A 14589-nucleotide genomic window follows, 5' to 3' on the forward strand; every position below is an offset into this window, starting at 1 on the left:
AAATCCTAGGGTTTCGATGTAATCATTTTTCAAATATGCTAAAATCCTATATTCTATGAACTAAAGGGTCAATTTTAAGTGTAAAAACTTTAAAAAAGGGGTCAATTTTACTTGACAATCTACACTATTGTTGACATCATATTCATACTTCAATGTCTGGCCTTTTCTGTTAGTCTTATCTGATATCAGACCATCTGAATAATACTTATAGGTTTCACTGACACCAGCACCGTCTTTTCTTACCTTGGGCAGATTCCTGACATTATACTCATACTCACTGATTATGTTGTGTGGTGTCCAGACACTGTTTACCAACTTCTCATTGGTTTGTTTGATTATATTACCGTTATAGTCATAAGCATATGCTGTAGAATATGTCTGGGTACCTTCTGTTGGCATGGTTACCCTTACAAGCATGTTAAAAGCATTATAATTGTAAGTGATTTTATTCCCTCTGCCATCAATCTTACCTGTCATGTTACCAGCAAGGTCATACTCAAATGTAGTACCATGGTTGTAATCATCATCTTCACCATAATGGTTCGGATCAAATTTCCTGAGAAGGTCTCCTGAATATTCATCATAAATGAATTTACTAATCCTGTAGCCTCCATTGTTTTCCGGATTGCTCAAAGTATCTTCATTAGGAGCTTCACTTGACAAGAATTGTTGATTATTGTGATTATACTCCAGCAGCTGAATATCTTTTTCATAACTACCTAAAACTGCTGACCTTCTTATCATCCTGTCCATAGGATCATAGTCAAACTTCATCTTTTTGACAAGCGTATTGCTATAGTTATCTATGGTCTCAATGACATTTTCTTCAACCATTACAACATTATTATTCCTGTCATAATAGTTTTTGCTGAGGTGATTAACTTTTCTGCCGAAATTGTCATTACCTGAAGCAACATTTCCAAAAACATCTTCCATGAACGTTGTTTTAAGTCTGTTTGCTTCATCATAACTGTAGTTTGTTGCATTTCCATTAGCATCTGTTGATTTTATGAGATTTCCATTTAAATCATACTCAAATGACTGTTTTGTTTCTGTTGCAGTATCGAAAACAGCACCATTTGTGTAAGATGTCATTTTTCCATGCTTGACTTCAACAACATTTCCAAGTCCGTTATATGAGTAAACATCCACAATGCTATTGCTGCCCAGCTTCATCTTCACTTGCCCATATTCATCATACTGGTAAGTTTCAGAATAACTTAGAATAGTCTTGGTTGTTTCCGGATCTTCAGGATATGTTACCTTTCTCAGCTGATTGAAAAGATTATACTCATAATTCACAACATTTGTTATGAAATTGTTATTTGCATCTTTTCTTATATTAATTACATCCTGTATAACATTTCCTGTATAATCATATACCTCATTATCAACAAGAACCGTCTCAGTACCTGTATTTACGCTGGTTTTTACGCTTCTTTGCTTATCATCATATTCGTATATAGTATCGTAATAAACCGGAGCAGCTATAGTTCCACTAATCCTGGTTTCCTTTACAATTCTTCCAAGAGTATCATAAATACAAGTTTTCGAATTTTTGTCTTTGCCAACTAATTCCGGTTCTGTTACAGTCAGAATCTTATCCGCCGGAGTATAAGTAAATTCTCTTCCGATTCCGGATTGTATCTTTTCCTTGGTAGTTGTTCCCAACGCTTTGTCAAATCTTATTGAATCCAATTCTTTAACGACATTTCCATCAGTATCATGGTCAAATGCTTTGTAATAAATCTTGGAATCAACTTGATCAAATCCATCTCCCGTGCTGTTAAGTTTATATTCTTTACCTTTATAACCTGTTGCTATGATTCTTCCCATTGAATCATATTCATAGAATAAATGATTCATAACGCCGAGGTCTGTTCCCAAGTCTTTATTATAATTTTCAGGCTTTACCTCCTTGGTTTTTCTTCCTGCCAGGTCATAATCATAAGCAGTTATTTCATCTTCCATGCTCTCAGTTCCGTCTTCAATTTTAAATCTCTTAACATTTTTAAGAGATACTGTTTTTACGAAACCTCTTTCATCATAATCATAAACTGTTTCGTTATTTAATGCATCCTTGAAGTAAACCGGCTTTCCTTCCCAGTTGTATATCGTCTCGGTTTTTGAGATAACTGAATTGCCGCTGGCATCTTTACAGTTCTGAGTAATGATAGTAGGCATGTTCAGACTGTTGTACTGGTAATCTGTGTTTGAATTTGCATCAATTTCACTCGCCAAATTGCCATTCTTGTCATATTTGTATGATGTAAAAATATAAGTCAAACCTGTTGCTGTTGTGCTATTTCCATATATGTCGGATAAATTCACCTGAACCTTTTTGTAATTAGGTTTATCGATATAACTATGGAAGTACTTCGTTTTATTAGTAGTTTTAAGTGTAGCTCCATGATAATCCCTTGCAATGTCACTGCAAATATTACCCTCTTCATCATAATCAAATTCACTTACCCTTTTTTTGCTATCTGAAGCAATCCCTGATGCTGGTCCTATTCCTTCAGTTTGTGTACCTATTTTTCCATTGATGTGGTATGCAAATTGGGTTATAGAATAATTAAGTGAAGTACCGTCTGGTTTTGTAGGATAGTTATTAGTATCATAATAAGTATCGCTCAGCAATACGCCGTCACCGTCATTCAGTGTATAAACTGTAAGAGGCTTTCCGGCAGTACTATAGTTTGTTCTTGTATATACATATTTCATAATACCATTTGCATCTTTTTTAAACGGTTCCCTCTTAACATCGTACTTTGTTGTGGCAACACTTTAACATCCGGAGTTGAATCTCCATATGTCTCAGGAATTGGTGGAATATTTGCCGGAGCACTTACATTAGCTGTAGCCGGACCCACTACTTCAAACCCGGTATTAATCTTATTGCCATCCCAGTCGTATAAATATACACCATTCCAACTATCATCCATGGTTTGCGAATATTGAAGAAAAACATATGCTTGGCTATACTTAAGCACTTTAAACTTAATTACCGCAACAACACCTGAAGTTTCAGCAACCCCAGCTTGCTTATATGCTCCTATATCCGTATATCCCATAGCAAAATTCAATATACCTTTTTCCAGGTTATTTCTGGCTGTTGTAAAGGGCGAATATGCACTATTCAAAAAGATATTTCTTCCTGAAGGAACCGTAGTTGCAGTAAAAGGACTTAGGTCATTTAGTAATGGTTTTAAAATCGATGGATCATATCTTAAATTTAACTGACAACCTGATAATAAATTAATCTTATCAAGCTTTACAGTAGCTGTAATAATATCACCCTGAGCTGCTATGGTTTTATCGAAGTTAACACTAACATTCCCTAAATCTTCATCTTTTATTGTAAGCTTATAGCTATCGATAGCTGTGTAGCCTGACACGGAAAAAACTTTAGCATAATATTCCCCTTGCGGAAGCTGAATATTAATTGTTTCATCTGCATTTCCTGTAAGAGTGGAACTGTTTTTCAATGTAAAATTACCTGTAATTTCATCATAAGAATATATGCATAAATTATAATCTTTCCCTACAGGGATGTTCTGAAGTCTTACACCTAAATTGGTATTCTTATAGATATTAAATTTATAGACATCATCATCATACAGATTGTCAATAGTACCAAAAATGCTGCTTCCAAGATAAACTGAATTACCAAAGTATTTCACATCGTACATGTCATCATTCATTTCGTATGAATCAGGTGAATATACTCCTGCTGTAAGTTCATAATTATCAACAGGGTCTGATAGTCTTGACATCATCAGATTTAGCAGTATCTTTATAAACTATAATGATGTTTTTCTTTGTAAGTTCCTTCAGCGACTTGCCGCTTTCACCTTTATTGTCAGCAGTAGATTTTTCCTCTACCTGATCCGGCACCTTATTATTAACTATGCCGTTATTCTCGCTGCTTTCTTCACTTGAAGCTAACTCGGATTCAATTTTCTTTTCTGCTTTTGACTCAATTTGTTGAGATTCATCACCAGAGTTTGCAGAACTATAAGAAATTCCCGTTGTTAATAACAGTTGAAGAACAAACACGACCAATACTATAAATGATATCAGTCTCTTATTATGTGTCATTTTAGTCCTCCTTTGTTGAAATAATATAAGATTATTGTAAACATTCTCATATGGCCCTCTTCTTCTATCATTCTCCCTCCTTCTATTTACATTAATGGAACAGTATGATTAAATCTACATTATGTAAAGTATACTTTTTTTCTTGTACTTTCAATATTTTTCATAATAACATAGTGTTAATTTTATATTTTATATTAATACATTGCATATGGCTAATACTTACATCGCAAATCTCATAGCGGTCTTTCACCGTAAATTAAGCCATCCTTTAGTAAATGTCAAATGTCAAAATAGTCTAATTGACCTATTAAACCTCTTCCTGATTTCTGGTATAATTTATTGTATAATATCCATTTCTTATTTTCCTTTGAAATTTGCCTCATCCACTATTCACTATCAATATTTAATTTTATTTAGCTAAAACTAAAAATATATTTTCTCTTTTCAAAAATCCATTTGGGAGTGTTTTTTCTATGAAAATAAAATTCATATATTTTTTATTATGTTTAATGATTTTCATAACATCAATCAATGATATATCTGCCTATAATACAGGCTGGTACAATGCATCTGTAAAATCAATTGAGGAGGGCAGTGTACCTGATGTAAGCAGTCTGGTTTTAGATGCTCCTGCAGGTAAATATGGCTTTGTACAAGTAAAAGATGGCCATTTTTATTTTGAGAATGGTAAAAGGATAAAATTCTGGGGTGTTAATTTTTCTTTTGGGGCAAATTTTCCTACCCATGAAAATGCTGAAAAAGTAGCAAATGACCTATCAAAATTAGGATTTAATATAGTTCGCCTTCATCATATGGATACAGAGCCTTCACCAGTAGGTATATTTAAAAATGGTGGTAATACTCTGGAATTGGATGAAAATCAGTTGGATAAGCTTGATTATCTTATCTACCAGTTAAAATCAAAGGGCATCTATATAAATATGAACCTACTAGTAGGTAGAAAATTCAAAAAATCCGATGGTATCTTAGAGGAAATAAACAGTAATTCTAAAGTAGCGGCTTTATTTGATGATAAACTTATATCTTTACAAAAGGATTATGCTAAAAAGGTTTTAACTCATTATAATAAATATACCAAAATGACATATGCAGAAGATCCATGTTTAGCAATGGTAGAAATTTCAAACGAATATTCAATATTTGCTACCCTAAACAAAGATATTAATTCGGGGCTTTTTTACAGTATAGACAATGATCTTTCAAAATATTATGAAAATATGCTTGATTTAAAATGGTCACAGTGGTTGAAAAATAAATACGGTACACTCAAAGCTTTAGAATCAGCTTGGGGTGATAAACAAGAGACTTTTACAGGCAATAAGGTCTTAAATAACAGCTTTGAAGACTACTCATTAAAACCATGGATGTTCGAAATACATAATGGTATTAAAAGTAACTATACTTACGATTCCAATAGCACCGATGGGCAAAAATCTATAAAAGTAGAAGTTGATAAAGTAATGGCTAAAGGTTATCAGCTTCAGTTAAAGCAGCTTGGTATTCAATTAAAGAAAGGCAAAAGGTATCTATTAACATTCAATTCAAAAGCTTCAAATTCAAAGAATATCAACTTAAACTTTATGAATAATAAAAGTCCTTATCAGAATTATGGGCTTAATGAAAGCTTCAATATAACAACTTCATGGAATAAATACAGCACTATTTTCTTAAGCACTGAGAATACCGACAAAAATTCAAGACTTTCATTTAGCTTAGGAAACAGCATAGGTACTATCTGGTTTGATGATATTTCATTAACCGAACTTAAACAGCACGGAATTAATGATGATGAAAAAGGAGGATTTAACAGCATAAAACGCACTAAATGGATTGATCGGATGGCTGTAACACCAAATCGCTTTAATGATAATATTGAGTTTTACTACAGCTTAGAAAAAATCTACTTCCAGGATATGTTGAATTTTTTAAAAAACGAGCTTAAGGTTAAAACCCCTACTTCTACATCAAGCGGCTATTATGGTTTGACAGATTTATACGCACAATGTGAAGGGGACTTTACTAATTCTCATATTTATTGGGATCATCCTGTGTTTCCTGAAAAGCCCTGGGACTCAAAAAATTTTACCATGAAAAACTTATCATTAATTGAGCAAAATGGACAAACAAAAAGTAAGAATTATTTAAGCGGTATAATAGGCAGTATTGCAAAGTCAAAGGTTATAGATAAACCTCTGGTTGTTAGCGAAATAAACCTCTGCTTTCCCAATAATTATGAATATGAGCTTACTCCTATTTTAGCTGCCTATGCTTCATTACAAGACTGGGATGGAATCATTTTTTATTCATACTCTCATAATGGGAACTTTATTAATAATAAAAATATGATTGAAAACTACTTTGACCTAAAATCAAGTTCCGGAAAATTATCTCAAATGCCTTCCTGCTCAGCATTTTTTTTAAAAAGCTATTTATCAAAAGCATTAAAAACCATCACCGTGGATTTCCCCTATGATTATATATTCAAACTTTTTCCCGAAAGCTCTATTGTAGAGGATATTCACAAAGTAATCCCTAGTTCTTTACTTTATACTCATATGCTTCAAACAAGTTTAAACTCAAAATCAAATATCAGTAAATTAAACTCATTAACACCTGAGGAATACAAAAAATTGATAAATGAAGATGCTCATATAAGTGATACAGGTGAAATTAAATGGCATGCTCAAAAGAAAAATGAAACTATCTTTGTAATCAATTCAAAAAAGATCCAGTCAGCAACAGGATTCTTAAAAAATAGAAAAATAGATCTTGACAATATAAGCTTAAATCTTGATAAAGATTGTTCTGTTATACTTTGCTCAATGGATGAAAAAGATATTGATAAATCACAAAGGCTGTTATTATCTATTACAGGTGCACAAAAAAACACCGACCAACGTAAATCATATAAAAACGGTTTAACCGATTGGGGTAAAGGACCTGTACTTATGGAAAGGATTAATGGCAATATTAGCCTTTTACTTGATGATACTAAGAGTTATGATTTGTATCTTTTGGATACATCGGGAAGAAGGATTAAAAAGCTTGATTATGTAAAAAATGAAGGTAAAATCACTATTCAATGGAAATACGATGGATTTTGGCTGGAAATACAGCAATGATGAAAAACCCCGCTGTCACCTTCGCTTAAAAAAATACTTTATTTGATTTTTAAGTTGTTTTGGTAACCTATTTTTTAGTTTCCTAATATATAAACGGTATCCTTCGGTTTTACGAAATCGTTTTTCGACTGCCTCATATCCATTTTTTTTGAATAACTCAAGGATGCTATGTCTTTCGATATTCATAAGGCTTGGATAATTCAATTGAGCATTACCATGTGCAGCTTTTTCAAAATCAGATTGAAAAAAACACACCCCCTTTTTGAATTTATCAAAATATTTTTTGCCATTTTCAGTATTAATAATCACGCAAGAAACTCCATTTGCCTCGTTAATAGCTCCTCCGTTTGCAATAAGTAACTCTGAATGTTCTTTTTGCACTCCCCAGAAATCTCCTATTGAAATATCTCCAGGACGATTTCTACATGCATACTTGCAAGAATAACAACTCTCACGAAAAATTTGCGATTTTAAAAATGCTTGATAATAGGATGACTCAGCACTTGGAAGAATTTCGGAATATTTTTTATTACGTTTTACATAAATAAATTTCCCTACATATGTAAAACTCCCATGCCCCCAGCCGATAGTTTTATCTCTAAAAATAAAATCAACAATTTTACCTTTAATTTTTTTTTCAAGTGTATTTATATAGCTTTGAAATAGCTTCGCAGATGGTATTCCGTGGCATATAATATCAATCAATAATAAGTTTTCATAACTTTTATTACCCAGATAACCTTTCAAGCCTCCAACTTGACAAGGTGTTCCTGAAAATAAAACCATCCTTCCTGTATTAAGTTGATCTTTGATTTCAGAATATATATGTCCTATGAAACTTTGAACATATTTTGACCCTTGCAACTTTTCCAAATCATCTAAATTATCTATTCCAATGTGTATAGGGGTCATAATGTCATCAATGCGTTCCAGCGAAACACCGTAAATAACCCCACCATTCTCAATAATTGATTTCCCAAAGCTCGCAAACATTCCTCCAGATGCTGATTTCTTAATATCTGTATTTTGTGATACTGCCACATATGTAACAATAGGCTCATTTACTTCTTCAATATTCTGAAAAGCACATACTTTTTTACAAGCTCCACATTTAACGCAAAGGCTTTCTTTAATGCGAGGAAATGTAAATCCATATTCATCCTCAACAATATCTATTGCATTTTGGGAACATATGTTAAAACATGCTCCACAAGCACAACAATCTTTTTTGTTTTCGAAAAGAACTATCTTCTTCATTCTTCTACATCTCCTATAAACATGAGCAAAAGGTATATGAACTCTCTAGAAAATTCACTATACTGCCATTTGTACTGATCAATCTAAACTAATCCCATGCAATTTTATCTTTTTAGTATGGTTGTTTTAATAATTTTGGTACCAGATTTTAAAGATTTTACAATGAATTTATAATTTATTACAATAATAATTGCGTATCCAACTAGTTCTATAATAGTCCCTGGTAAAGTATCTACAGCACTACCAACTGCCATTGTGATGAGTGCACAATATAGCACCACATACTGTTTAGCAAATACATTTATATTCTGATACTTTTTAGTATCAAAATATCGGTATACTAATACAACAAAATAACAGATACATGCAGCTAACGTTGCTCCTGTTGCTCCGATATTTGATATTAGTAAAACACTCAAAATAACATTTACAGTAGCTCCAACTAATGCTGACAGCATATTTCCAACCATATTTTTCTCAACATAGTAAATAGTACCAACGAAAGTACTTAGTCCCAAAAACATAAAGCCTAAGAATAAGAAAGCACTTGGTCTCCATGACATATAGTATGGTTCAGCGAAAAGAATTTTTGTAGCTATTTTATTTACTAAAATCATACTACCTGAAATCAATACTGAAACTCTTAGAAATTTATTAAGCATATTGTTAGTAAAATCATCCCTATCAACACTATTTCTTTCTTTAATCGCTGAAAACTTCCATGCCTGCATTAAAATAGTGTTAACCATTGTTAATAAGGAGGGCAGCTTATAAGAAACTGCTAAAAGTCCGTTTTCTGAAACATTACACATAGCTGTAATCATAATTCTATTTGACGAACTAATACACCACCATAGCAATGAATTCGGAACAACTGCTAATGAGAAGAGAATCATCTTTTTAGCCAAGATAAAATCCCAAACATAATGTTTTATGTCTTTATAGATCTTCCCAACCAGGATCGCATAAACAACAGCTATAGCCTGTGCCAAAATATAGGCCATTAAATAACCATGAATACCCTCATGTAATACAAGTAAGAATACTATATTAAATATTGCAATTAAAAAAGTGTTCAATAAATTACAACTAACATAAGTTACTAACTTTTCCTTACCACGCAAATAGCATGTAACTACTGACATGGACGCACATAATACTACATATACATACATATACCATGCATACCCAGATATTAATCGAAACATCGACACTATAGGAATTAGTATTAAAGAGAAAATTGTTCCAAATACAATAACTGTCACTCCAATGCTTAACAACTTATCATGCTCTGCATCGTCATCCATCGCATATCGCATGATAGCTTCGCCGATATTAAACATTACTAACGGAACAATTACTGTAGTTAAAGTAAATATTAAATCCACAGTACCATATTCTTGAGTAGCTAGAATATATGTATAAAATGGTACCAAGAAGAAGTTTATTAATTTAGTTCCCATTTCTCCGATTGCAAAAATCGAAGTGTTTTTCATAAGATATTTTACCCTATCTCCCATACATGTCCTCCAAATTTAAAGCAGCACGATAATTCATCTTATTCAGATATTCGCATTATTCTTTAAATTCTCTAATAGATATTCACGTGTTTTTACTTTTTCCTGCTCTAATATATTAATAGTTTTTGTGTAGTCTATTCTTTTTGAAAATAATTCTTTAATACTACCATCGCCTGATACTATTCTATTTTCCAATTTCAAACTTTCCAATAGATATGATAATTTATTATTATTACTCTTTCTTATCATAGTTCCAAACTGACTTTGTGAAATAACCGAAAAAATTGTACCATGAAAGGTATCAGTAACAACAAATTTTGCATTTCTAAATAAGCTAAGTAAATTAACAGGACTTATTGTTACATATTTATCACACCAAAATTGTGGAGACCCTACTGAAACAGTAATACATCCGTGCTCTTTAGCCAATTGTTTTATCTCTTTAATATGTTTCTTATCAGATATTCTATTATAATATGCATAGACTAATATGTAAGGCCGATCAACAAGGGGATTTTTGGGCTCTTTAAAAAAATCCGAATAATCAGAAACCAAAACCGGATCCAAGTGCATATTAATTGATTTTGTGGTCAGTTCTGAAATAAAAGCTTTTGTATTTGAATCTCGAACAGAAATTGCAGACAAATTTGCTATGGATTTTTCTAATTCCTTAATTTGTTCTTTATTTAGATACTCATATCTCGTCCATCCACATGATGCTGCATAGGTAATTATTTTCTTTGCTTTCTCATACTTCCCAAAGGGAGCCATAGTAAACCCATATTCACTATTAAGGCAATTAAACATTTCATCACTTCCAACAACTAAAACATCACAATTCTCGAATATTTCTTCATCCTTCAGTCCTAAATACTCTTTAAGATAATTCTGAAACTCTGTCTGATAGTATTTAAAATGTTTCTTCTTATATACAAAAGTATGAATAATATATCTAATTTTAGCCAATTTATTATATATACGATTTATATTCTGCTTGTCCGAACCATATCCCCTATTCTCTATAGGCCGACCCTTAGGGACATCAATAAACACAACTTCATGTCCTTGAGCTTCTATCATTTTCTTTAATCCGTAGGCCTGCATAAAAGATCCTAGGTTCGGAATTCGTTGCATTGACATAATACCAATCTTCATATAAACCTCCCCAAACAGTTTTAATCAACCCATTGAATGCTTTTCTCTAATTTCCATATTAATATTACTCTTATATTCGGTAGTACTCACTCCTATACTTAACAATAAAGAAAGTGCCATTAAAAACGGAATTTTAAAGGATACCTCGACTAAAGAAGAAATAATAAAGGCATATATAAGTCCATATATTGGCCATACGATATGTCCTGTATTTTTTGCCGTTTTTAAACAATGAAACCAATTTAACAAAAATATGAATACTCCGATCACTCCACAATCTAGTACATATTGCAAAATTCCATTCTGAGCATTTCCATACCCAATCAATTTTGTCATTGTATCGCTGTTATATCCATGTCCGAACCAAAGATTGGAGCTTATTACATCTCGAAGCTGTCCATATATCCAAAATCGACCTGTTAAAGTTAAATCTTCGTGCAAAATATTCACAATTAAATACTTTACTCCTGGAATTTCCAATATTAAGCCACCACCCAATAACATGGCATTTCCTATTAGCAAGATTATAAACATATTCCCAGGTTTTCTAAAAAAATCTTTTATTTTAATATTTAATGGCATTATGACCAAAATCAAAACGACAAAATTTCCTATTACACCAGTACTACATTTAGCATATCCACTCATAAAAATACTGAATATTCCATAGACAATATACCCAATTTTATGATTAAGACTGATCTTATTTTTCTCTATGTACCAGTAAGCACCAAGAAAACCCAAGGTAATCATGTGTAAATATGCTACCATGAATTTATTTCCAAATAGATATGTTATCAAATTTTGATAATGTGATGGATCCAGATCCATATTTAATAACACAGATATATCCATTAGGGCTGTTAGTAACAGTGAACATTGCAGATAATTCTTAATACATTGTCTTATTCCATATTTGTAAACCATATGATTTGTAAAAAGAAACACAACAAAAAATTGCAAGCCATACAAGCTTCCATTAAATAGTCCGACAAGATTCCTTGATGCATATACCGTTGTAAAAAAAATAATACCTGCAAGCAAAAGTGCATACCTTGAATGGTATAGAACTTTTTTATTATGTCCAAATAGAAATAAATATACTAATAAAATCATAAAACTTAGTGCTTTAAATGTTGTATAAGGGATTAGGTAAACCCTGAACAATGCGAGGAATAATCCAAGACAAACAAAAAACAATTTACTGGAAAGCTTTGAAATTATCATTATTATACATCCTTTTATATTTTATCAAATTAACTCCTTTTAACAACTCAATCAATTATGCCTTATTAAATTTATAATGCTAGAAAAGAGTCTTTTGTTAATAATAAGTATAAATGCTCTCACTCTGTTTTTCCATGAAAAAGACTTTTTTAATAATTCAATTCCATTAACTCTTTTATATAAATCCCTATAGTTTACAAACTGCCATGCAATGATTGCATGTAAATAGCGCTTTGCTAAATTATCATTTAATAGCACTAAAAGCTCTTTATCTTTTACTTTCCACTCAAAATAACGGAAAAGTGAAGAAAAGATGTAAATCTGGGCTTCCACATGCTTTCTAAAGTCGCCTGATTTATTTCGCATAATGGAATTGTTTCTTATACGATAACAATAGAATTTCTTATTTACGTAACGTACCTTTTTAGCTTGTAAGAGAACTTTAGGCGTCCACATTTCATCTTCATGCAACAGTCCCTTTTCAAACCACAACTGATTCTCTATAAGAAACTCTCTTCTATAAATTCCTAGCCATACAGTGGTTCTATAAGAACTTTCCGCTTTAAGTTGTGCTGATATCGTTTCTTGACCGGTATAAAGTACTCCCTCTTCAAGACCTCTATGAAAGTAACCAAATGACGGATTATCTATTATATCTCCTTGCTCAGTAACACAGTCTGCATCCCCTAATATGACATCAAGATCATCATTGCAAGTTAATTCCAAGAAGTATTTTAGTGTGTCAGGTTTCAAAAAATCATCCGAATCTATAAATAATATGTACTTACCAGAAGCTCTTATCAAACCATAATTCCTAGCATCTGACAGCCCTCCGTTTGTTTTATGAAATACTTTTACATTTTTATATTGCTTCGCATACTCGTCGCAAATAGCCGGTGAGTTGTCAACTGAGCCATCATTTATTAATAAAATCTCAATAGTTCCCGCATCAAGTTGTTGAATAATTGACATCATACAATCTTCCAGATAATTTTCTACATTATATACCGGTAGTATAAGTGATATTTGCGAAGAATTCATTTGTGGTTCCTTTCTTCTATAACAAAACTTTTTTCAAAAGTATATTTACTTATTTCATTTAGCTGTTCCTGATTTGATTTTATTCTTAATAAAAAACATAAGCCCGACTAAAAAGGGTGACTTTGTCCTAATTACTTTATAATACAGCTTCTCAGTTCTTTTTTTAGGCATTTCAAAATCCTTTGGATTCTTATACTCTTCGGTTTTTACAAGTTCAACTAGCCTTTTTTCGATCAACTTGCAACTTTCCCAAAAACCATAGGGTGATTTCATTTTGAATAAATTATCAGAGTACACTATTATGGAATAGCAGTCTAATCCCATTGTATTTTTGAAATATTCTTTCTGGTAATCTGGGTATAGCGAGAACAGTTTTAATAAAGTCTCATTCCTTCTGTTTATTACATATTCAATGTTCGGTTGATATTTTTTTGACAATGACTGTGGGTTTACATTCTGGACAATATATCTAGCCTCGGCACAAAATCCCAGTCTTGTTGTAAATGCAAGATACTGCAAAACAAAAACCAAATCCTCAGCATAGCTCATTTTCTCATCAAAGCATAACTCATTATCAATTATAACTTTTCTTCTATACACTTTCGCCCATACACTTCTCGGATTTGCACTATAAATATATTTACCCACTTCATTATCACAAACAATCAAATTATTTTGAATACGCTTATGTCTATTATCTTTGTCCCTAACAATATTATCTTCTACTATATCAATGCAGCACAGATCCAATTTATTGTAGCTCATAAAAGTCACTGCTTCTGATGCTGCATTTTCACTGATATAATCGTCAGAATCCAAAAACATTACATATTCTGCACAAGCTTCTCTTAATCCTAGGTTCCTAGCTTTTGAAACCCCACCATTTTCACAATTAATTAACCTAATGTTTGCATATTCATTTGCAAGTTTGTTTACTATACCTTGTGTATCATCAGTTGAACCATCATTTATAACAATAATTTCCTGACAGTAGTCATCATTAACTACTGAAAGTAGGCATTTTGAAATGGTTTTTTCAGCATTATAAGCAGGTATGATGACACTCACTCCCAAACTATTCATTTCTCTCCCCTTTTCCTTTTATCATGTCTCATCCCAAAATACTATCAGATGCTTCTGAATAT

The 14589-nt window shown here is 32.0% G+C and carries 10 protein-coding genes; 1 reads left to right on the plus strand and 9 read right to left on the minus strand.

Annotation, left to right across the window (positions count from 1 at the left end):
• Positions 1 to 60: 60 nt before the first annotated feature.
• The 3 genes from VIO64_RS08990 to VIO64_RS09000 are packed head-to-tail and all read right to left on the minus strand — an operon-like array spanning position 61 to position 4101.
• The gene (locus VIO64_RS08990; protein ID WP_331917309.1) at positions 61 to 2724 is read right to left on the minus strand and encodes an RHS repeat domain-containing protein; all 2664 of its coding nucleotides are present in this window, start codon (positions 2722 to 2724) and stop codon (positions 61 to 63) included.
• Positions 2721 to 3779, minus strand: a complete 1059-nt coding sequence (locus VIO64_RS08995; RefSeq protein WP_331917311.1) for a cohesin domain-containing protein — start codon at positions 3777 to 3779, stop codon at positions 2721 to 2723. Before VIO64_RS08995 ends, VIO64_RS08990 begins: the two co-directional genes overlap by 4 nt.
• Positions 3751 to 4101 (minus strand): hypothetical protein, encoded by a 351-nt coding sequence (locus VIO64_RS09000; protein WP_331917313.1) that lies wholly within the window; start codon positions 4099 to 4101, stop codon positions 3751 to 3753. The genes VIO64_RS08995 and VIO64_RS09000 overlap by 29 nt, the downstream gene beginning before the upstream one ends.
• Positions 4102 to 4574: 473 nt before the next feature.
• On the opposite strand from VIO64_RS09000, the gene VIO64_RS09005 reads away from it, so the two are divergent.
• Positions 4575 to 7244, plus strand: coding sequence for a carbohydrate binding domain-containing protein (locus VIO64_RS09005; RefSeq protein WP_331917315.1), 2670 nt, complete (start codon positions 4575 to 4577; stop codon positions 7242 to 7244).
• A 15-nt stretch (positions 7245 to 7259) separates the two neighbouring features.
• Here the strand turns inward: VIO64_RS09005 and VIO64_RS09010 are convergent, their stop codons facing one another.
• The 6 genes from VIO64_RS09010 to VIO64_RS09035 form a co-directional block, all read right to left on the minus strand.
• Positions 7260 to 8501 (minus strand): Coenzyme F420 hydrogenase/dehydrogenase, beta subunit C-terminal domain, encoded by a 1242-nt coding sequence (locus VIO64_RS09010; protein WP_331917317.1) that lies wholly within the window; start codon positions 8499 to 8501, stop codon positions 7260 to 7262.
• A 104-nt stretch (positions 8502 to 8605) separates the two neighbouring features.
• On the minus strand, positions 8606 to 10021 hold the full coding sequence (locus VIO64_RS09015) for a lipopolysaccharide biosynthesis protein (protein WP_331917319.1): 1416 nt from the start codon (positions 10019 to 10021) through the stop codon (positions 8606 to 8608).
• A 42-nt stretch (positions 10022 to 10063) separates the two neighbouring features.
• Positions 10064 to 11176, minus strand: coding sequence for a polysaccharide pyruvyl transferase family protein (locus VIO64_RS09020; RefSeq protein WP_331917321.1), 1113 nt, complete (start codon positions 11174 to 11176; stop codon positions 10064 to 10066).
• Between the two features lie 24 nt (positions 11177 to 11200).
• Positions 11201 to 12403 carry a hypothetical protein gene (locus VIO64_RS09025; protein WP_331917323.1) on the minus strand — a complete coding sequence of 401 codons (1203 nt, stop codon included), beginning with the start codon at positions 12401 to 12403 and terminating at the stop codon, positions 11201 to 11203.
• A gap of 51 nt (positions 12404 to 12454) precedes the next feature.
• Positions 12455 to 13444 (minus strand): glycosyltransferase, encoded by a 990-nt coding sequence (locus tag VIO64_RS09030; protein ID WP_331917325.1) that lies wholly within the window; start codon positions 13442 to 13444, stop codon positions 12455 to 12457.
• Positions 13445 to 13498: 54 nt separating this feature from the next.
• Positions 13499 to 14527, minus strand: a complete 1029-nt coding sequence (locus VIO64_RS09035; RefSeq protein ID WP_331917327.1) for a glycosyltransferase family 2 protein — start codon at positions 14525 to 14527, stop codon at positions 13499 to 13501.
• Between the last annotated feature and the right edge of the window lie 62 nt (positions 14528 to 14589).

This window comes from Pseudobacteroides sp. (assembly GCF_036567765.1).
Lineage (GTDB): Bacteria > Bacillota > Clostridia > Acetivibrionales > DSM-2933 > Pseudobacteroides.

Excerpts from the sequence above, each read along its gene's own strand:
- VIO64_RS09020 (WP_331917321.1), bottom strand. The coding sequence starts at position 11,176 with ATGAAGATTGGTATTATGTCAATGCAACGAATTCCGAACCTAGGATCT.
- VIO64_RS09025 (WP_331917323.1), bottom strand. The coding sequence starts at position 12,403 with ATGATAATTTCAAAGCTTTCCAGTAAATTGTTTTTTGTTTGTCTTGGA.
- VIO64_RS09005 (WP_331917315.1), top strand. The coding sequence starts at position 4,575 with ATGAAAATAAAATTCATATATTTTTTATTATGTTTAATGATTTTCATA.
- VIO64_RS08995 (WP_331917311.1), bottom strand. The coding sequence starts at position 3,779 with ATGATGTCAAGACTATCAGACCCTGTTGATAATTATGAACTTACAGCA.
- VIO64_RS09030 (WP_331917325.1), bottom strand. The coding sequence starts at position 13,444 with ATGAATTCTTCGCAAATATCACTTATACTACCGGTATATAATGTAGAA.
- VIO64_RS09035 (WP_331917327.1), bottom strand. The coding sequence starts at position 14,527 with ATGAATAGTTTGGGAGTGAGTGTCATCATACCTGCTTATAATGCTGAA.
- VIO64_RS08990 (WP_331917309.1), bottom strand. The coding sequence starts at position 2,724 with ATGAAATATGTATATACAAGAACAAACTATAGTACTGCCGGAAAGCCT.
- VIO64_RS09015 (WP_331917319.1), bottom strand. The coding sequence starts at position 10,021 with ATGGGAGATAGGGTAAAATATCTTATGAAAAACACTTCGATTTTTGCA.
- VIO64_RS09010 (WP_331917317.1), bottom strand. The coding sequence starts at position 8,501 with ATGAAGAAGATAGTTCTTTTCGAAAACAAAAAAGATTGTTGTGCTTGT.
- VIO64_RS09000 (WP_331917313.1), bottom strand. The coding sequence starts at position 4,101 with ATGACACATAATAAGAGACTGATATCATTTATAGTATTGGTCGTGTTT.